Annotated in this window: 17 protein-coding genes; 13 read left to right on the top strand and 4 right to left on the bottom strand. The window is 61.8% G+C overall.

The features are described from left to right. Window positions 1–49: 49 nt before the first annotated feature. From pdxA to QRN22_RS20255, 9 genes are all read left to right on the top strand, one after another. Window positions 50–1,066, top strand: coding sequence for a 4-hydroxythreonine-4-phosphate dehydrogenase PdxA (gene pdxA / locus QRN22_RS20295; RefSeq protein ID WP_042556589.1), 1,017 nt, complete (start codon window positions 50–52; stop codon window positions 1,064–1,066). 91 nt (window positions 1,067–1,157) lie between these two features. After that, window positions 1,158–1,970, top strand: a complete 813-nt coding sequence (gene rsmA / locus QRN22_RS20290) for a 16S rRNA (adenine(1518)-N(6)/adenine(1519)-N(6))-dimethyltransferase RsmA (protein ID WP_042556588.1) — start codon at window positions 1,158–1,160, stop codon at window positions 1,968–1,970. Window positions 1,971–1,984: 14 nt separating this feature from the next. Then, the gene (gene apaG, locus QRN22_RS20285; protein ID WP_042556587.1) at window positions 1,985–2,365 is read left to right on the top strand and encodes a Co2+/Mg2+ efflux facilitator ApaG/CorD; all 381 of its coding nucleotides are present in this window, start codon (window positions 1,985–1,987) and stop codon (window positions 2,363–2,365) included. Further along, window positions 2,365–3,189 carry a symmetrical bis(5'-nucleosyl)-tetraphosphatase gene (locus QRN22_RS20280; RefSeq protein ID WP_042556586.1) on the top strand — a complete coding sequence of 275 codons (825 nt, stop codon included), beginning with the start codon at window positions 2,365–2,367 and terminating at the stop codon, window positions 3,187–3,189. The genes apaG and QRN22_RS20280 overlap by 1 nt, the downstream gene beginning before the upstream one ends. Then, complete coding sequence (gene glpE / locus QRN22_RS20275) at window positions 3,186–3,515, top strand: thiosulfate sulfurtransferase GlpE (protein WP_042556585.1); 330 nt, start codon at window positions 3,186–3,188, stop codon at window positions 3,513–3,515. Before QRN22_RS20280 ends, glpE begins: the two co-directional genes overlap by 4 nt. Before the next feature lie 417 nt (window positions 3,516–3,932). Next, window positions 3,933–5,855 (top strand): PrkA family serine protein kinase, encoded by a 1,923-nt coding sequence (locus tag QRN22_RS20270; RefSeq protein WP_042556584.1) that lies wholly within the window; start codon window positions 3,933–3,935, stop codon window positions 5,853–5,855. Window positions 5,856–5,958: 103 nt separating this feature from the next. After that, window positions 5,959–7,230, top strand: coding sequence for a YeaH/YhbH family protein (locus tag QRN22_RS20265; RefSeq protein ID WP_042556583.1), 1,272 nt, complete (start codon window positions 5,959–5,961; stop codon window positions 7,228–7,230). After that, complete coding sequence (locus QRN22_RS20260) at window positions 7,227–8,798, top strand: SpoVR family protein (protein ID WP_042556582.1); 1,572 nt, start codon at window positions 7,227–7,229, stop codon at window positions 8,796–8,798. The genes QRN22_RS20265 and QRN22_RS20260 overlap by 4 nt, the downstream gene beginning before the upstream one ends. Before the next feature lie 86 nt (window positions 8,799–8,884). Further along, window positions 8,885–10,117 (top strand): multifunctional CCA addition/repair protein, encoded by a 1,233-nt coding sequence (locus QRN22_RS20255; protein WP_042556581.1) that lies wholly within the window; start codon window positions 8,885–8,887, stop codon window positions 10,115–10,117. Between the two features lie 199 nt (window positions 10,118–10,316). Here QRN22_RS20255 and folK read toward each other — a convergent pair whose 3' ends face one another. Then, a complete protein-coding gene (gene folK, locus QRN22_RS20250) occupies window positions 10,317–10,844 on the bottom strand; it encodes a 2-amino-4-hydroxy-6-hydroxymethyldihydropteridine diphosphokinase (protein WP_042556580.1) in 528 nt (175 codons plus the stop codon). Continuing rightward, the gene (folB, locus tag QRN22_RS20245; RefSeq protein WP_042556579.1) at window positions 10,835–11,191 is read right to left on the bottom strand and encodes a dihydroneopterin aldolase; all 357 of its coding nucleotides are present in this window, start codon (window positions 11,189–11,191) and stop codon (window positions 10,835–10,837) included. The genes folK and folB overlap by 10 nt, the downstream gene beginning before the upstream one ends. A 74-nt stretch (window positions 11,192–11,265) precedes the next feature. Between folB and plsY the strand changes: the two genes are divergently transcribed. Next, complete coding sequence (gene plsY, locus QRN22_RS20240) at window positions 11,266–11,835, top strand: glycerol-3-phosphate 1-O-acyltransferase PlsY (protein ID WP_042556628.1); 570 nt, start codon at window positions 11,266–11,268, stop codon at window positions 11,833–11,835. Between the two features lie 47 nt (window positions 11,836–11,882). Here the strand turns inward: plsY and tsaD are convergent, their stop codons facing one another. After that, window positions 11,883–12,926 carry a tRNA (adenosine(37)-N6)-threonylcarbamoyltransferase complex transferase subunit TsaD gene (tsaD, locus tag QRN22_RS20235; RefSeq protein WP_042556578.1) on the bottom strand — a complete coding sequence of 348 codons (1,044 nt, stop codon included), beginning with the start codon at window positions 12,924–12,926 and terminating at the stop codon, window positions 11,883–11,885. Window positions 12,927–13,140: 214 nt separating this feature from the next. Between tsaD and rpsU the strand changes: the two genes are divergently transcribed. From rpsU to rpoD, 3 genes are all read left to right on the top strand, one after another. Next, window positions 13,141–13,356, top strand: coding sequence for a 30S ribosomal protein S21 (rpsU, locus tag QRN22_RS20230; protein WP_003290642.1), 216 nt, complete (start codon window positions 13,141–13,143; stop codon window positions 13,354–13,356). A gap of 141 nt (window positions 13,357–13,497) precedes the next feature. Beyond that, on the top strand, window positions 13,498–15,480 hold the full coding sequence (gene dnaG / locus QRN22_RS20225; RefSeq protein WP_042556577.1) for a DNA primase: 1,983 nt from the start codon (window positions 13,498–13,500) through the stop codon (window positions 15,478–15,480). A gap of 67 nt (window positions 15,481–15,547) precedes the next feature. Beyond that, window positions 15,548–17,395 carry an RNA polymerase sigma factor RpoD gene (rpoD, locus tag QRN22_RS20220; protein WP_042556576.1) on the top strand — a complete coding sequence of 616 codons (1,848 nt, stop codon included), beginning with the start codon at window positions 15,548–15,550 and terminating at the stop codon, window positions 17,393–17,395. A 65-nt stretch (window positions 17,396–17,460) separates the two neighbouring features. On the opposite strand, the gene yjiA is transcribed toward rpoD, so the two are convergent. Next, complete coding sequence (gene yjiA / locus QRN22_RS20215) at window positions 17,461–18,426, bottom strand: GTPase (RefSeq protein WP_042556575.1); 966 nt, start codon at window positions 18,424–18,426, stop codon at window positions 17,461–17,463. Between the last annotated feature and the right edge of the window lie 67 nt (window positions 18,427–18,493).

Below are 18,493 nucleotides of genomic sequence, written 5' to 3'. Positions count from 1 at the left end.
ATTTGCGCCTGCGCTAGAATCGCCAATGCCCTGCCCTCGAGAGCCGATCATGACCAACTGCCTGCGCTTCGCCCTCACCCCCGGAGAACCCGCCGGCATTGGCCCGGATCTATGCCTGCTGCTCGCCACCCAACGCCAGGCCCATGCGCTGATCTGCATCGCCAGCAGCGCATTGCTGAAGGCGCGCGCGGTGGAGCTAGGGCTGACCATCAGCCTGATCGAAACCGCCCCCGGCAACTGGCCGCAACAGCCGGCCCCAGCTGGCAGCCTGTATGTATGGGATACACCTCTGGGGCAGCCGGTAACAACCGGCAAACTGGACAAGACCAATGCGGCCTACGTACTGCAGACCCTTACGCGCGCGGGCCAGGGTTGCCTGGACGGCGATTTCGCAGGGCTGATAACCGCGCCGGTACACAAGGGCATCATCAACGATGCTGGCATCGCTTTTTCCGGCCACACCGAATTTCTCGCCGACCTGACGCATACCGAGCAGGTGGTGATGATGCTGGCAACCCATGGCCTGCGCGTTGCCCTGGTGACCACCCACCTGCCGCTCAAGGAGGTGGCTGACGCGATCACCGAAGAGCGCCTGCAACGCGTGACACGCATTCTGCATGCCGACCTGCGCGACAAGTTCGGCATTGCCGCACCCCGTATTCTGGTCTGTGGCCTCAACCCTCACGCTGGAGAAGGCGGCCACCTTGGTCGCGAGGAAATCGACATCATCGAACCGGCACTGCAGCGCTTGCGTGGCGAGGGCATCGACCTGATCGGCCCACTGCCGGCCGATACCCTGTTCACGCCAAAACACCTGGAACACTGCGACGCGGTGCTGGCCATGTACCACGATCAGGGGCTGCCGGTACTCAAGTACAAAGGCTTCGGAGCTGCCGTGAACGTGACCCTGGGCCTGCCGATCGTTCGCACTTCGGTCGATCACGGCACCGCTCTGGATCTCGCCGGCAGCGGCCGGATCGACTGCGGCAGCCTGCAGGTCGCTTTGGAAACTGCCTATGAAATGGCCCAGGGCAGCCGCAAGCTGCCAGCGACAAGCCACAAGTAGAAGCCCTTTCCCTGCTAAACTGAGCGTTTTCGCCTTACCGCTTTCTGCTGTCGCTTATGGCTTGCAGCTTGAAGCTTGGAGCTGCTCTTCGATGTCCGAGCCTTACCAACACCGTGCGCGCAAACGCTTTGGCCAGAACTTCCTTCACGATGCCGGCGTGATCCATCGCATCCTGCGCGCCATCCATGCCCGTGACAACGAACACCTGCTGGAGATCGGCCCGGGTCAGGGCGCATTGACAGAAGGGCTGCTGAACAGTGGCGCCAGGCTCGACGTGATCGAGCTGGATCTCGACCTGATCCCCATTCTGGAAGCGAAGTTCGGCAATGAACCGCGTTTTCGCCTGAATCAGGGCGATGCCCTCAAATTCGACTTCGCCCGCCTGCAGGCCGAGCCTGGCAGCCTGCGCGTGGTCGGCAACCTGCCCTACAACATCTCCACGCCACTGATTTTTCACCTGCTTGCCAACGCCCACCTGATCCGCGACATGCACTTCATGCTGCAGAAGGAAGTGGTCGAACGCCTGGCTGCCGGCCCTGGTGGCGGCGATTGGGGTCGCCTGTCGATCATGGTCCAGTACCATTGTCAGGTTGAACATCTGTTCAACGTCGGCCCCGGCGCCTTCAACCCGCCCCCCAAGGTGGACTCGGCCATCGTCCGGCTCACGCCGCACAAGCAGCTGCCGCACCCGGCCAAGGACCATCATCTGCTCGAGCGGGTGGTGCGCGAAGCTTTCAACCAGCGTCGCAAGACCCTGCGCAACACCCTCAAGGCCCTGCTCCCAGCCAGCGAAATCGAGGCGGCTGGCGTCGACGGCAGCTTGCGCCCGGAACAGTTGGATCTGGCCGCCTTCGTGCGCCTGGCCGATCAGTTGGCGGAACAACCCGCCCCTTCGCTCACCTGACTTGTCGAGTGCCCATGTCCGACCCTCGTTACCAGATAGACGTCAGTATCGTCACCCGCTACCTGCCGGAGCAGTCGCAGCCGCAGCAGAACCGCTTCGCGTTCGCCTACGACGTGACCATCGCCAATACGGGCAGCCTGCCCGCGCAACTGCTGTCGCGCCACTGGCTGATCACCGATGGCAACGGTCAGGTCCAGGAGGTGCGTGGCGCCGGGGTGATTGGCGAGCAACCGTTGATCGAGCCAGGCACCAGCCACAGCTACAGCAGCGGCACGCTGATGGCGACTCAGGTTGGCACCATGCAGGGCAGTTACCAGATGATCGCCGATGACGGCAAACGCTTCGACGCGCCCATCGCGCCCTTCCGTCTTGCCGTCCCTGGTGCCCTGCACTGATGGCGACCTATGCCGTTGGTGATCTGCAGGGCTGCCTCAAGCCGCTGCAATGCCTGCTGCAGCGCGTCGCGTTCAATCCCGAGCATGATCGCCTGTGGCTGGTCGGCGACCTGATCAACCGCGGCCCCGACTCGCTGGAAACGCTGCGTTTCCTGTATCGCATGCGCCACGCACTGGTCTGCGTGCTGGGCAATCATGACCTGCACCTGCTGGCTGCCTCGCGCAACATCGAACGCTTGAAGCGCGGCGACACCCTGCGGGAAATCCTCGAGGCGGAGGATCGCGACGAGCTGCTCGACTGGCTGCGCAGGCAAAGACTGCTGCATTACGATGAGCAGCGTGACATGGCCCTGGTGCACGCAGGCATTCCCCCGCAATGGAACATGGCCAAGGCGCTCAGGCGTGCGGCTGAAGTCGAGGGCGCGCTGGCCGATGACGCCCTCTACCCGATGTTCCTCGACGGCATGTACGGCAACGAGCCTGCGCGCTGGGACAAGGAACTGCAGGGTGTGGCGCGACTGCGGGTGATCACCAACTATTTCACCCGCATGCGCTTCTGCAAGGCGGACGGCACCCTGGACCTGAAAAGCAAGGAAGGCTTGGGCACCGCACCCGCCGGCTACTTGCCCTGGTTCAGCCACAAACAACGCAAGACCCGTGGCCAGAAGATCGTTTTCGGCCACTGGGCCTCCCTGGAAGGGCATTGCGATGAGCCTGGGGTGTTCGCCCTGGATTCGGGCTGCGTGTGGGGCGGCAGCCTGACCCTGATGAATATCGACAGCGGCGAGTATCATCGCTGCGACTGCAATGAGGAAACAGCATGAGCGAGTTCAAACGCATCCCCCCGGAACAGGCCCACGCCCTGCGTGAGAATGGCGCGGTGGTGGTCGACATCCGTGACCCGCAGAGCTTCGCTGCCGGGCATATCAGCGGGTCACAGCACCTGGACAACTACTCGCTGCCTGACTTCATCGCCAAGGCCGATCTCGACGGGCCGGTGATCGTCGCCTGCTACCACGGCAACTCGAGCCAGAGCGCAGCCGCGTACCTGGTTGGCCAAGGCTTCTCCGACGTCTACAGTCTCGATGGTGGCTTCGAACTGTGGCGCAACACCTTCCCGCAGGAAACCGCGTCCAGCCAGCCGGAATAAAAAAATTCTCCCGCCAGGCCCGCGCCAGCACTGGGCTTGGCCCCCTCAAGGGCGCCGCGACGGGGCGACTATCGGCGATTGCGCCTTGACCCTGCCGATTCCGAACTATCCTTACCTCAGGCCATCCCAATTCAGGTAGCCGGCCAATCGGCCGAACGGGCCATCGGTAACCACCTTCAGCAGACAGTCAGGCCATGCAACGAATGGTCATGGCAGGAGAAGGCAGCCGATACGCCGCACGGGTAACACCCGGCGGCGGCTGTCCTCTAACCTGCCACGCCACGGACAGGCCGACCACGAGGTTCTGACTGGCTGCGGGGGTGCTCGGGGGATTCATCCCGGTTGCGCAAGCGCCGGGCCTGCATGCACCCGCTCGACCGATCCCGGCCGGCTCCAAGCATCGAGCGAGGTGAAGTCATGAGCATTTTCAGTCACTTCCAGCAACGATTCGAGGCGACCCGCCAGGAGGAGTACTCGCTGCAGGAGTACCTCGAACTGTGCAAACAGGATCGCAGCGCCTACGCCAGCGCCTCCGAAAGGTTGCTGATGGCGATCGGCGAACCGGAGCTGCTCGATACGTCGCATACCCCGCGGTTGTCGCGCATCTTTTCCAACAAGGTGATCCGTCGCTATCCCGCCTTCGCCGACTTCCACGGCATGGAAGAATGCATAGAGCAGATCGTTTCCTACTTCCGGCACGCCGCTCAGGGCCTGGAAGAGAAGAAACAGATCCTCTACTTGCTGGGCCCGGTCGGTGGCGGTAAATCGTCGCTGGCTGAAAAGCTCAAGCAACTGATGGAGAAGGTTCCCTTCTACGCCATCAAGGGCTCGCCGGTCTTCGAGTCCCCGCTGGGGCTGTTCAATGCCGCCGAGGACGCCGCGATTCTGGAGGAAGATTACGGTATCGAGCGGCGCTACCTGGGCAGCATCATGTCGCCCTGGGCCAGCAAGCGCCTGGCCGAGTTCGGCGGCGATATCAGCCAGTTCCGGGTGGTCAAGCTCTACCCTTCGATCCTCAACCAGATCGCCATCGCCAAGACCGAGCCTGGCGACGAGAACAACCAGGACATTTCCGCCCTGGTGGGCAAGGTGGACATCCGCAAGCTCGAGGAATACCCGCAGAACGATGCCGACGCCTACAGCTACTCGGGCGCGCTGTGCCGGGCCAACCAGGGCCTGATGGAATTCGTCGAGATGTTCAAGGCGCCTATCAAGGTGCTGCACCCACTGCTCACCGCCACCCAGGAAGGCAACTACAACAGCACCGAAGGCCTTGGGGCGATCCCCTACAACGGCATTCTGCTGGCCCACTCCAACGAATCGGAATGGCATACCTTCCGCAACAACAAGAACAATGAAGCATTCATCGACCGTATCTACATCGTCAAGGTGCCCTACTGCCTGCGCGTCAACGACGAGATCAAGATCTACGACAAGCTGTTGATCAGCAGTTCGCTGGCCAACGCGCACTGCGCGCCGGATACGCTGAAGATGCTGGCCCAGTTCTCCACGCTGTCGCGCCTCAAGGAGCCGGACAACTCCAACATCTACTCGAAGATGCGCGTCTACGACGGGGAAAACCTCAAGGACACCGATCCAAAGGCCAAATCGATTCAGGAGTATCGCGATGCCGCTGGCGTCGACGAGGGCATGAATGGTCTGTCGACCCGCTTCGCCTTCAAGATTCTCTCCAAGGTGTTCAACTTCGACCCCCATGAGATCGCCGCCAACCCGGTGCATCTGCTCTACGTGCTGGAGCAGCAGATCGAGCAGGAGCAGTTCCCCGGCGAAGTACGCGAACGCTATCTGCGCTTCATCAAGGAATACCTGGCACCGCGCTACATCGAGTTCATCGGCAAGGAGATTCAGACCGCCTATCTCGAGTCCTACAGCGAGTATGGCCAGAACATCTTCGACCGTTACGTGCTGTATGCGGACTTCTGGATTCAGGACCAGGAATACCGCGATCCGGAGACCGGCGAGATCCTCAATCGCGTCGCCCTAAACGAGGAACTGGAGAAGATCGAGAAGCCCGCCGGCATCAGTAACCCGAAGGATTTCCGCAACGAAATCGTCAATTTCGTGCTGCGTGCCCGCGCCAACAACAACGGCAAGAATCCGACCTGGCTGAGCTACGAGAAGCTGCGTGTGGTGATCGAGAAGAAGATGTTCTCCAACACCGAAGACCTGCTGCCCGTCATCAGCTTCAACGCCAAGGCCAGCAAGGAGGACCAGCAGAAGCACAACGACTTCGTCAAACGAATGGTCGAGCGCGGTTACACCGAGAAGCAGGTGCGCCTGCTGTCCGAGTGGTATTTGCGCGTACGTAAATCGCAATAACAGCAGCCACAAGCGCCAGGCTTCAAGCTGCAAGAAAAGCACGGGCCAGATACGGCCGACCTGCAGCTTGTAGCTTGCCGCTTTAAGCTGGCCCGGAGGGCCTATGAGCTACGTGATCGACCGTCGCCTGAATGGCAAGAACAAGAGCACGGTGAACCGCCAGCGGTTCATCCGTCGTTACCGTGATCACATCAAGAAGGCTGTGGAAGAGGCGGTTAGCCGCCGCTCCATCACCGATATGGAACACGGCGAGCAGATCAGCATTCCAGGGCGCGATATCGACGAACCGGTGCTGCACCATGGCCGGGGCGGCAAGCAGACCGTCGTGCATCCGGGCAACAAGGACTTTATCGCTGGCGAACGCATCCCGCGGCCGCAGGGTGGCGGCGGTGGCCAGGGGGCAGGCAAGGCCAGCAACTCCGGCGACGGCATGGATGAGTTCGTCTTCCAGATCACCCAGGAAGAATTCCTCGACTTCATGTTCGAGGATCTGGAGCTACCCAATCTGGTCAAGCGCCACCTGACCGGTGCCGAAACCTTCAAGACCGTACGCGCCGGGATCAGCAGCGAAGGCAATCCGTCGCGGATCAACATCATCCGCACCTTGCGTTCGGCACATGCGCGGCGTATCGCACTATCCGGCAGCAGCCGGGCAAAGCTGCGGGAGACCAAAGCCGAGCTGGAACGCCTGCGTAGAGAAGAACCGGACAACTTCGGCGACATTCAGCTTCTCGAGGCTGAAATCGAACGGCTTAGCGCGCGCATTCACCGCGTGCCGTTTCTCGATACCTTCGACCTCAAGTACAACCTGCTGGTCAAACACCCCACGCCCAGCTCCAAGGCGGTGATGTTCTGCCTGATGGACGTGTCCGGCTCCATGACCCAGGCCACCAAGGATGTCGCCAAGCGCTTCTTCATCCTCCTGTACCTGTTCCTCAAGCGCAATTACGACAAGATCGATGTGGTCTTCATCCGCCACCACACCAGTGCCAAGGAAGTGGACGAGGAAGAGTTCTTCTACTCGCGGGAAACCGGCGGCACCATCGTATCCAGCGCCCTGAAAATGATGCAGGAGATCATGGCCGAGCGTTACCCGGTCAACGAATGGAACATCTATGGCGCCCAGGCTTCCGACGGTGACAACTGGAACGACGACTCACCGGTGTGCAGAGACATCCTGATCAAGCAGATCATGCCTTTCGTGCAGTACTTCACCTACGTGGAAATCACCCCGCGCGAGCACCAGGCTCTGTGGTTCGAATACGAACGGGTCGCCGAAGCCTTCGACGAGACCTTCGCCCAACAGCAACTGGTATCGGCGGGAGATATCTACCCGGTATTCCGCGAACTGTTCCAGCGGAGGCTTTCGACATGAGCAGCAGCGCCAGCAACAGGAAACGCCAGCCCCTGTCCACCGGCTCGGAATGGACCTTCGAGCTGATTCGCGACTACGACCGGGAAATCAGCCGGCTCGCCGAACGCTATGCGCTGGACACCTATCCGAACCAGATCGAGGTGATCACCGCCGAGCAGATGATGGATGCCTACGCATCGGTAGGTATGCCACTGGGTTATCACCACTGGTCGTACGGCAAACAGTTCCTCAGCACTGAAAAGTCCTACAGCCGCGGCCAGATGGGGCTGGCTTACGAAATCGTGATCAACTCCGACCCCTGCATCGCCTACCTGATGGAGGAAAACACCATCACCATGCAGGCGCTGGTGATCGCCCATGCCTGTTACGGTCACAACAGCTTCTTCAAGGGCAACTACCTGTTCCGCACCTGGACCGACGCCAGTTCGATCATCGATTACCTGGTGTTCGCCAAGCAGTACATCACCCAGTGCGAAGAGCGCCATGGCATCGACGCGGTCGAGGACCTGATCGACTCCTGCCATGCGCTGATGAACTACGGTGTGGATCGCTACAAGCGGCCCTACCCAATCTCCGCCGAAGAGGAGCGACGTCGCCAGAAGGATCGCGAAGAGCACCTGCAGCGCCAGATCAACGATCTGTGGCGCACCATCCCCAAGAGCGCCAGCAAGGCCGGTGACGGCGACAGCAAGCGCTTTCCCGCGGAGCCCCAGGAAAACATCCTGTATTTCCTGGAAAAGCACGCCCCGCTGCTGGAGCCCTGGCAGCGCGAAGTGATCCGCATCGTGCGCAAGATCGCCCAGTATTTCTATCCGCAGCGCCAGACCCAGGTCATGAACGAGGGCTGGGCGACCTTCTGGCATTACACCCTGATGAACGACCTCTACGACGAAGGCCTGGTTACCGAAGGCTTCATGATGGAGTTCTTGCAGTCGCACACCAGCGTGGTGCTGCAACCGTCTTTCGACAGCCCCTATTACAGCGGCATCAATCCCTACGCGCTGGGCTTCGCGATGTATCGCGACATCCGCCGCATTTGCGAAGAGCCTACGGAAGAAGATCGTCACTGGTTCCCGGATATTGCCGGCAGCGACTGGCTGAGCACACTGAAATTCGCCATGACCAGCTTCAAGGACGAGAGCTTCATCCTGCAGTACCTGTCGCCCAAGGTAATCCGTGACCTGAAGCTGTTCAGCATTCTCGATGATGACCAGAAGGACGAGTTGAGCGTGCCCGCCATCCATGACGAGCCAGGCTACCGCACCATCCGCGAAACCCTGGCGGCCCAGTACAACCTGGGCAATCGCGAACCCAACGTGCAGATCTGGAGCATCGACCGGCGCGGCGATCGCTCACTGACCCTGCGTCACTTCCAGCACGACCGCAAACCGCTGGGCAGCTCCACCGAGGAAGTACTCAAGCACCTGCACCGGCTGTGGGGCTTCGATATCCACCTGCAGACCCTGCAGGGCGAACAGATCGTCAACACCCAGCACGTGCCGCCCAAAAGCGACACGGCCGCGAACGGCGAGTTTCCGCGCCTGGATCTGCATATCCCTCCACTTTGATAGCGGGCCCTGATTGGGCCCGCGTCTTCGTGCGCAACGACAGGCTCCGGCACAGCGGTTATCCTCTGCCGATGACGGAGAACCCTATGCTCATCTATAAAGTTGGCGGCGCCGTACGAGATCGCCTGCTCGGCCGCCCGGTCACCGAGATCGACTGGGTCGTGGTCGGCGCTACTGCCGAGGCCATGCTGGAAGCGGGCTATCGCCCGGTTGGCGCGGATTTCCCGGTGTTCCTGCACCCGCAAACAGGCGAGGAATACGCCCTGGCGCGTACCGAACGCAAGAGTGGCCGCGGCTACGGCGGCTTCACCTTCCATGCCAGCCCGGAAGTGACTCTCGAAGAGGATCTGATCCGCCGCGACCTGACCATCAACGCCATCGCCGAGGATCCAGATGGCGGGCTTATCGACCCCTATGGCGGGCAACGCGACCTGGCTGCCAAACAGCTGCGGCATGTCTCGCTGGCTTTCGCCGAGGACCCACTGCGTGTTTTGCGGGTAGCGCGCTTCGCAGCCCGTTATGCACCACTGGGCTTCAGCGTGGCCGCCGAGACCCAGGCGCTGATGCGCCAACTTGCGGAATCCGGCGAGCTGGACGCCCTGACACCGGAACGCAGTTGGAAAGAGATCTCCCGTGCTCTGATGGAGCCACGACCTGACGTTTTCATTCAGGTACTGCACGACTGCGGAGCCCTGGCAGCCCTGCTACCCGAGGTGGATGCGCTGTTCGGCGTACCGCAGCCACCGGCTCATCACCCCGAGATAGACACCGGCATCCACGTACTGGCCGTGCTGCGCCAGTGTGCCGAACACGATCAACCGCTGCCGGTCCGCTGGGCCTGCCTGCTGCACGACGTGGGCAAGGGCCTCACCGAGCCCGCCGAATGGCCTAGGCATATCGCCCACGAACAGCACGGCATCCCGCTGATCCAGGCGATCAACAGCCGCTGCAAGGTACCCCGGGAATGCCAGGAGTTGGCCGAACTGGTCGGGGAGTTCCACACCCACGCCCACCGCGCCATGGAGCTGCGAGCCTCTACGCTGCTGGAGCTGATGCAGCGCTTCGACGTGTTCCGCCGCCCGCAGCGCTTCGAGGCTTTCGTGGCCGCCAGCGAAATGGATGCCCGGGGTCGTCATGGCCTGGAACAGCGTGAGTACCCGCAAGCCGGCTACCTGCTGGCCGCCATGCAGGCGGTTCGTGACGTCGCCGTGCAGCCCCTTCTTGAGCGCGGTTACAAGGGCGCCGAACTGGGCGACGCCCTCAGTCGCGAGCGCCTTGCAGCGCTCAAGGCTTTCAAGCAAATCCGCGGGGAGACTTAGCACCTCAAGGCGAAAGCGGACCTTCGATTTGGTGGGCTGAAGCCCACCCTACAGCCGCGCATCTAACCGGGTGGGCCGGGCGGCGATCCGCTTCAGCCCACCAACTGGCGCCCCACACAATGAACGGCGGCTTTCGCCAGGTTGTCGTTATCGCTTTGGAATGGTTGGAAAACTGCTTCCAAAGATCATGAACAGGTTCTCAGGGCGATGGCAGCAACTCGGCAGGCGTCAGCTCGCTGCCTCGCCACTGAAAGGACACCGGCCACAGTTGCTGCTCGATCCGCGCCTCGCGCCACAACTGGGCGAAGCTGCGCCCGACGCCCGGATGCTCGACGTCCGGTACCAGCAGGGCCAGTGGCCTGAGCACGAAAGCGTTCTTGAGGATTTCCGCACGGGGCAGCACCAGACCATCGAAGCTGCCGACCAGGGCGTCGTACATCAACACGTCGATATCCAGCGGCAAGCCCTTGCGATCCGGGGCGTAACGGCCATTGTCGGCTTCGATGAATTTCAGCCGGCGATCCAGCTCGAGCAGCGGCAAGGTGGTCTGCCCGGCAATCACCAGATTGAAGAACGGCCCGCTCTTGATGCCCACCGCCAGGCTTTCGAAGACCGGCGAACAGCGCATGTCGGTAACGATCTCGGCCAGCGCATCAAGGCCGGCGCGCAGATGTTCCTCGCGCTGGATGTTGCTGCCCAGGCCCAGCAGTATCGGGGTTAGCGACATCCGCGCTCGATCTCCACGCCAACACCGCCACGGGCAGCAGGCACTGCGCCCGGCTTGGTCAGGCGCAAACGCACCCAGGGGATGCCGAATTCATTCATCAACAGCTCGACCAGCCGCTCGGCGAAGGTTTCCACGAGGATGAACTGCGATTCGCTGGCGAACGCCTGAATACGCGTGGACACCGAGGCGTAATCCAGCGCCTTGGTCAAATCATCATCCTCGGCCGCCGGACGGTTGTCCCAGCCCAGCCAGAGATCCAACTGCAGACATTGGCGGATGGTGCGTTCCCAGTCGTAGGCACCGATGACGGTATCGACTTCCAGACCCGCGATAAACACTGTGTCCAAGCATGCTCTCCACGGCACGACAAGCTCGCCGTACCTCGTTAGAATCGGGCATCCCCCGGCGCGGAATGGATACCATGTTTTGGTTGCTGGCGATCCTCGCCTACCTGCTCGGCTCGCTGTCCTTCGCTATCCTGCTCAGCCGCATGACCGGCCTGGCGGACCCGCGCGCCAGTGGTTCGGGTAATCCCGGCGCCACCAACATGCTCAGGGTAGCGGGCAAGCGCCTGGCCATTCTCACGCTGATTGGCGATCTGTTCAAAGGTTTGCTGCCGGTCGTGCTTGCCGCCCACCTTGGATTCGACCTGCAACAGCAGGCCTGGCTGGGGCTGGCGGCCGTGATCGGGCACCTTTACCCGGTCTACTTCCGTTTTCGCGGCGGCAAGGGCGTCGCCACCGCAGCGGGCATGCTGCTCGGCCTGTATCCGCCTGCGGCGCTGCTGGCGCTCTGTACCTGGCTGCTGACCTTCACCCTGACCCGTACCAGCTCCCTCGCCGCACTGACCGCCGCGCCGCTGACCCTGCCCCTGCTCGCCTGGCAACAGCCGGCTGCGCTGCTGCCGATGTGCGTGCTCAGCGGGCTGATCGTCTGGCGCCACCGCAGCAATCTACGCGATCTGTGGGCCGGCCGTGAGCGGCATTTCTGACCAGGCACTTGCAAGCTTCAAGCTAAGAGCAAACATCCCGCTCTCGTTCAATGCCCTGCACGAGGCTCGCAGCTAGGCAGATCTTCCATCGGCCAGCGTGCCTGTACGCTGATCGCCAGGTCCTGATGCTGCCCGGCCAGCAGGCGCTGGCAACCGGCGTAGGCGATCATCGCGCCGTTGTCGGTACAGAATGCCGGACGGGCGTAGAAGACCTTGCCCTTCAGCGCTGCCAGCATGTCCTCCAGCGACACGCGTAGCGCCTGGTTGGCGCTTACGCCGCCGGCTATCACCAGGCTGTTGAGGCCGGTCTGCTTGAGCGCCCGGCGACATTTGATGGTCAGCGTCTCGACCACCGCCTGCTGGAATGCCAGGGCCACGTCGCAACGGGTCTGCTCGCTGTCGTCGCCATTGGCGCCGCATTGCTGCCAGGTATTGAGCGTGAAGGTCTTCAGACCGCTGAAGCTGAAATCCAGGCCAGGACGATCGGTCATCGGCCGCGGAAACACGAAGCGCCCTGGCGTGCCACGCTCGGCGAGCCGGGCGATTTCCGGGCCGCCGGGATAACGCAGGCCCATCAGCTTGGCGGTCTTGTCGAACGCTTCGCCGGCAGCATCGTCCAGCGACTCGCCGAGCAACTGGTATTCGCCGATTCCATCGACCCGAACCAGTTGGGTGTGCCCACCCGATACCAACAAGGCGACGAACGGAAAAGCCGGTGGAGTCGGCTCGAGCATGGGTGCCAGCAGATGGCCTTCCATATGGTGCACGCCGATGGCCGGGATATCCCAGGCGAACGCCAGGGCCTGGGCGCAGGAGGCGCCGACCAGCAAGGCGCCGACCAGGCCCGGCCCAGCGGTGTAGGCGATGGCGTCGATGTCGGTAGCCACGCAGCCGGCCTCCTCCAGAACCTGGCGGATCAGCGGCAGCATGCGTTTGACGTGGTCACGCGAGGCCAGCTCGGGCACCACACCGCCGTATGCACGGTGCAGGTCGATCTGACTGAACAGTGCATCGGCCAGCAGGCCGCGCTCGCTGTCGTAGAGCGCGACACCCGTCTCGTCGCACGAAGTTTCCAATCCCAGAACAAGCATGGTTTCGCCTTGAGGTTAGACAGACCGGCAGCCCGCCGGGCGTGAAAGGCCGGCATAATAATCGTCGCCAAGTGGCACAGACCAGTGCTTTTCGATCAGAGGCTTTGCATTCCGGTTGACGAGGCGGTAACATCCGCAACCCTTAAAAACCTGTGATCTTTCCGTGCCGTTGCCGGAAGACACAAACCTCCGGTAATAAAGAAGGTAGCTCTGGATGCCAGCCGTCAAAGTTAAAGAGAACGAACCCTTCGACGTAGCTCTGCGTCGTTTCAAGCGCTCCTGCGAAAAAGCCGGTGTTCTGGCCGAAGTTCGTAGCCGCGAATTCTACGAGAAGCCGACCGCCGAGCGTAAGCGCAAAGCAGCTGCCGCTGTTAAGCGTCACGCCAAGAAAGTGCAGCGCGAACAGCGCCGCAGCGTTCGCCTGTACTAATACCGTACAAGCAACGTTCTATGCCTGGCCCACGCCAGGCATTATCGTCAAAGACTCCGCTTCGCCTCCTGGCGAATGATCGGAGTTTTTGCGTTTTTGCCGCTGCCGTTTCCCCGCGCATTGCGGCACTATTGAGCACCTATGGCCGGACTGATCCCGCAATCCTTCATCGATGATTTGCTCAACCGCACCGACATCGTCGATGTGGTGAGTTCGCGCATCCAGCTGAAGAAGACCGGCAAGAACTACAGCGCCTGCTGCCCGTTCCACAAGGAGAAGTCCCCGTCCTTCACCGTCAGCCCCGACAAGCAGTTCTATTACTGCTTCGGCTGTGGCGCCGGCGGCAACGCCCTGGGCTTCGTGATGGATCACGACCAGATGGAGTTCCCCCAGGCGGTAGAGGAACTGGCCAAACGTGCCGGCATGGACGTCCCACGCGAAGACGGCGGACGCGGCGGCAAGCCGCGCCAACCGAGCGATTCGCCACTCTATGCGTTGCTCAAGGCCGCCGCGGACTTCTATCGCCAGGCACTGAAGAGCCACCCGCAGCGCCGCGCCGCGGTCGACTACCTGAAAGGTCGTGGGCTGTCCGGCGAGATCGCCCGGGACTTCGGCCTTGGCTTCGCACCACCCGGCTGGGACAACCTGCTCAAACACCTGGCCGGCGACAGCCTGCAGCACAAGGCGATGATCGATGCCGGCCTGCTGGTGGAGAATCCCGACAGCGGCAAACGCTACGACCGCTTCCGTGATCGAGTGATCTTCCCCATCCACGACAGCCGCGGCCGCGTCATCGCCTTTGGTGGCCGGGTACTGGGCGACGACAAACCCAAGTACCTGAACTCGCCGGAAACTCCGGTGTTCCACAAAGGCCAGGAGCTCTATGGCCTGTACGAGGCGCGCAAGCACAACCGCAATCTCGACGAGATCATGGTGGTCGAGGGCTACATGGACGTCATCGCTCTCGCCCAGCAAGGCCTGCGCAATGCCGTGGCGACTCTGGGCACGGCGACCAGCGAGGAACACCTCAAGCGCCTGTTTCGCCTGGTGCCGAGCGTCTTGTTCTGCTTCGATGGCGACCAGGCCGGCCGCAACGCCGCCTGGCGCGCACTGGAGGCCGCCCTGCCGAACCTGCAGGATGGCCGCCGCGCACGCTTCCTGTTCCTGCCCGAAGGCGAAGACCCGGACACCCTGGTGCGCAGCGAAGGCACCGATGCTTTCCGCGCACGCATCCATCAACATGCCCAGCCACTGGCGGACTACTTCTTTCAGCAGTTGAGCGAAGAGGCGGACCCCCGCTCTCTGGAGGGCAAGGCACACCTGGTGACCCTGGCCGCGCCGCTGATCGAAAAGATCCCCGGCAATACCCTGCGCGCCCTGATGCGCCAACGCCTGACCCAGATCACCGGCCTCGATACCGACACCCTGAGCCAGATGTCGGCGCCGCCAGCCCGCCAGACACAGGCTCCCGCCCAGCAGAGCAGCGATCACCACGCGCCGCCGTTCGAAGCCATCCCCGATAGCGCTTACTACGACGCGGCGCCGAGTTACGAGGAGCAGCAAGCGGTACAGGCTTTCGAGCGCCCCGCCAGAAAACAGGGCAAGGGCGAATGGAAAAAGGACGGCGGCGGCAAGTGGAACAAGAAAGGCCGCGACGACTATCACCCGCCACGCACGGCGGTGAGCGTCGAGTCACCCCACCTGAGCGCCTTGCGCAGCTTGCTGCACCACCCGGAACTGGCACAAAGGGTCGACGATGTCAGCAATTTCGCTGCCGAAGGCGACACTTACGCCCAGTTACTGGTAGCGCTAGTGGGCACCCTGCAAAAGCAGCCGGCCCTGCGTTCGCTGCAACTGATCGCCCGCTGGCACGGCACCGAACAGGGCCGCCTGCTCAAGGTACTGGCAGAAAAAGAATGGTTAATCGATCAGGACAACCTTGAACGGCAGTTTTTCGACACCATAACTACACTTGTCCATAGCCAGTCGCTAAGACGGCGCGAAACCGCTCTGCGCAGCATCATGCAGAAAAGCCCGAGCGAACTCACCGACGAGGAAAAGGCACTGCTGCGAGAGCATTACAGCAACCTCACCTCGCCCAGCAAGACCCCAACTGGCGCCTGAGCGCCGAGCTGAGGTATAATCCTCGGCTTGTTTTCAGCCCGCCAAGACCTTCAGTGGATAGGGTGTTATGTCCGGAAAAGCGCAACAGCAATCTCGTATCAAAGAGTTGATCACCCTGGGTCGTGAGCAGAAGTATCTGACTTACGCAGAGGTCAACGACCACCTGCCCGAGGATATTTCAGATCCTGAGCAGGTGGAAGACATCATCCGCATGATCAATGACATGGGGATCCCGGTACACGAGAGTGCTCCGGATGCAGACGCCCTGATGCTGGCCGATGCCGACACCGACGAAGCTGCCGCTGAAGAAGCGGCTGCTGCGTTGGCTGCGGTTGAAACCGATATCGGTCGCACCACGGACCCAGTGCGCATGTACATGCGTGAAATGGGTACCGTGGAACTGCTGACCCGTGAAGGCGAAATCGAAATCGCCAAGCGCATTGAAGAAGGCATCCGTGAAGTAATGGGCGCAGTTGCTCACTTCCCGGGGACCGTCGACAGCATTCTCGCCGAGTACACCCGCGTCACCACCGAGGGCGGCCGTCTGGTCGAAGTGCTCAGTGGCTACATCGACCCGGACGACGGCATCGTTCCTGCTGAAGCTGCGGCCCCCGTGCCCGCTGCGGCCGGCGATGCAGCCGAAGAAAAGGACGATGAAGAAGAAGACGGCGACAGCGACGACGAGGAAGAAGAAGGCGACGGCGGCCCTGATCCGGAAGAGGCTCTGCGCCGCTTCACGGCAGTCTCCGACCAGCTGGAAATCGCCAAGAAAGCGCTGAAGAAGCATGGCCGCAGCAGCAAGCAGGCCATCGCCGAACTCAAGGCGCTGGCCGAGCTGTTCATGCCGATCAAACTGGTGCCCAAGCAGTACGACGCACTGGTAGTGCGCGTACGTGAAGCGCTGGATCGTCTGCGTGGCCAGGAACGCGCCATCATGCAGCTGTGCGTACGTGATGCACGTATGCCGCGCGCCGACTTCCTGCGCCTGTTCCCGGGCAACGAAGTGGATCTGGACTGGGCCGCGAGCCTGGCCAAGGGCAAGTCCAAGTATGCGGAAGCCATCGGCAACCTGCAGGCCGACATTCAGCGCTGCCAGCAGAAGCTGATCGCCCTGCAGACCGAAAGCGACCTGACCCTGGCCGAAATCAAGGACATCAACCGTCGCATGTCGATCGGTGAGGCGAAAGCCCGCCGCGCGAAGAAAGAGATGGTCGAAGCCAACCTGCGCCTGGTGATCTCGATCGCCAAGAAGTACACCAACCGTGGCCTGCAATTCCTCGATCTGATCCAGGAAGGCAACATCGGCTTGATGAAGGCGGTGGACAAGTTCGAATACCGTCGTGGCTACAAGTTCTCGACCTATGCCACCTGGTGGATCCGTCAGGCGATCACTCGCTCGATCGCCGACCAGGCCCGCACCATCCGTATTCCGGTGCACATGATCGAGACGATCAACAAGCTCAACCGCATCTCCCGCCAGATGCTTCAGGAAATGGGCCGCGAGCCTACTCCGGAAGAGCTGGGTGAGCGCATGGAAATGCCCGAGGACAAGATCCGCAAGGTATTGAAGATCGCCAAAGAGCCGATCTCCATGGAAACCCCGATCGGCGACGACGAAGATTCGCACCTGGGCGACTTCATCGAGGACTCCACCATGCAATCGCCGATCGACGTGGCGACCGTGGAAAGCCTCAAGGAAGCCACCCGCGAAGTCCTGGCCGGCCTCACTGCACGTGAAGCCAAGGTACTGCGCATGCGCTTCGGTATCGACATGAACACTGACCACACCCTCGAGGAAGTGGGCAAACAGTTCGACGTTACCCGCGAGCGTATTCGCCAGATCGAAGCCAAGGCGCTGCGCAAGCTGCGTCACCCGACCCGTAGCGAACACCTGCGCTCGTTCCTCGACGAGTAAGGGTTCACGGGAATGAAAAATGCCGGACAGCGCGAGCTGCCCGGCATTTTTTATGCTTGGGAAAACTAGGCGCTCAGCGCGGCGAAGCCCTGGCGAATCGCCTCTTCAGGCAGGTTGTCGCCGATGAAGACGATCACGCTCTCACGCTTCTCGTCAGCACCCCACTCGCTGTCCCAATCGAACCCATAGAGCCGCAGCACGCCCTGGAACACCATGCGACGGTCCTCCCCGGCAATGCTCAGCACGCCCTTGTAGCGCAACAGTGAATTGCCGTGCTCCTCCAACAGCCCTTCCATGAAGCCGGAAAGCCGATCCAGATCCAGTGGCGTATCGCTGGTGAGCACCAGCGTGGAGATACGGTCGCTGTTCTTGCCAGATGCAACCGGGCGCAGGCTCGGTGCGATATCGGCGTTGAGGTTGAAACCACGCACATCGAGTAGCTCGCCCAGGTCGATACGGCCGTGCTCGACCACCCGGATAGGCGCCCGTCGGTTGATGCGCTGCAAGCGCGCGATCAAGGCCTCACGGCTGGTTTCGTCGACCAGATCGGTCTTGCTCAACAGAATGCGGTCAGCGAAACCGACCTGAGCCTGGGCGATGGTTTCCTGCAGGTGGCGCTCGGCGTTGGCGGCATCCACCAGGGTGATGATGCCGTCCAGCACGTAACGCTCGCACAACTCCTCCGTCGCGAAGAAGGTCTGCGCTACCGGCGCCGGGTCGGCGAGGCCGGTGCATTCGATCACCAGACGATCGAATGACAGCTCGCCGCTGTCGAGCTTCTCCAGCAGCAGGAACAACGCCTTCTCGAGCTCCACGTGGATGGAACAGCATACGCAGCCATTGGCCAGGGTCATCACCTGCACCGGCTCGCTGCCAAGCAACTGGCTGTCGATCGGTACTTCACTGAATTCGTTTTCGATGACCGCGATTTTCAGGCCGTGCTCAGCCTTCAGCACATGACGCAACAGGGTGGTCTTGCCAGCCCCGAGAAAGCCGCTGAGCACGGTGACCGGAATGGGGGAAAAAGACATGGAAAAGCGTTCCTCTGAATGACACACGCCACGACTAGGCGTGGCGTGTGGTTCTTGAACCGGGCGG

Source organism: Pseudomonas sp. MEJ086 (assembly GCF_030209025.1).
Lineage (GTDB): Bacteria > Pseudomonadota > Gammaproteobacteria > Pseudomonadales > Pseudomonadaceae > Aquipseudomonas > Aquipseudomonas fulva_A.
Note: the sequence above shows the minus strand (reverse complement) of the source record. Positions and strands in the feature narration are given on the sequence as shown.

Bases quoted from the DNA above. Each gene is read 5' to 3' on its own strand.
- yjiA (WP_042556575.1), bottom strand. From the start codon at position 18,426: ATGTCTTTTTCCCCCATTCCGGTCACCGTGCTCAGCGGCTTTCTCGGG.
- plsY (WP_042556628.1), top strand. From the start codon at position 11,266: ATGTTTTGGTTGCTGGCGATCCTCGCCTACCTGCTCGGCTCGCTGTCC.
- QRN22_RS20260 (WP_042556582.1), top strand. From the start codon at position 7,227: ATGAGCAGCAGCGCCAGCAACAGGAAACGCCAGCCCCTGTCCACCGGC.
- folK (WP_042556580.1), bottom strand. From the start codon at position 10,844: ATGTCGCTAACCCCGATACTGCTGGGCCTGGGCAGCAACATCCAGCGC.
- QRN22_RS20270 (WP_042556584.1), top strand. From the start codon at position 3,933: ATGAGCATTTTCAGTCACTTCCAGCAACGATTCGAGGCGACCCGCCAG.
- glpE (WP_042556585.1), top strand. From the start codon at position 3,186: ATGAGCGAGTTCAAACGCATCCCCCCGGAACAGGCCCACGCCCTGCGT.
- rpoD (WP_042556576.1), top strand. From the start codon at position 15,548: ATGTCCGGAAAAGCGCAACAGCAATCTCGTATCAAAGAGTTGATCACC.
- QRN22_RS20280 (WP_042556586.1), top strand. From the start codon at position 2,365: ATGGCGACCTATGCCGTTGGTGATCTGCAGGGCTGCCTCAAGCCGCTG.
- pdxA (WP_042556589.1), top strand. From the start codon at position 50: ATGACCAACTGCCTGCGCTTCGCCCTCACCCCCGGAGAACCCGCCGGC.
- tsaD (WP_042556578.1), bottom strand. From the start codon at position 12,926: ATGCTTGTTCTGGGATTGGAAACTTCGTGCGACGAGACGGGTGTCGCG.
- dnaG (WP_042556577.1), top strand. From the start codon at position 13,498: ATGGCCGGACTGATCCCGCAATCCTTCATCGATGATTTGCTCAACCGC.
- rpsU (WP_003290642.1), top strand. From the start codon at position 13,141: ATGCCAGCCGTCAAAGTTAAAGAGAACGAACCCTTCGACGTAGCTCTG.
- QRN22_RS20255 (WP_042556581.1), top strand. From the start codon at position 8,885: ATGCTCATCTATAAAGTTGGCGGCGCCGTACGAGATCGCCTGCTCGGC.
- QRN22_RS20265 (WP_042556583.1), top strand. From the start codon at position 5,959: ATGAGCTACGTGATCGACCGTCGCCTGAATGGCAAGAACAAGAGCACG.
- apaG (WP_042556587.1), top strand. From the start codon at position 1,985: ATGTCCGACCCTCGTTACCAGATAGACGTCAGTATCGTCACCCGCTAC.
- rsmA (WP_042556588.1), top strand. From the start codon at position 1,158: ATGTCCGAGCCTTACCAACACCGTGCGCGCAAACGCTTTGGCCAGAAC.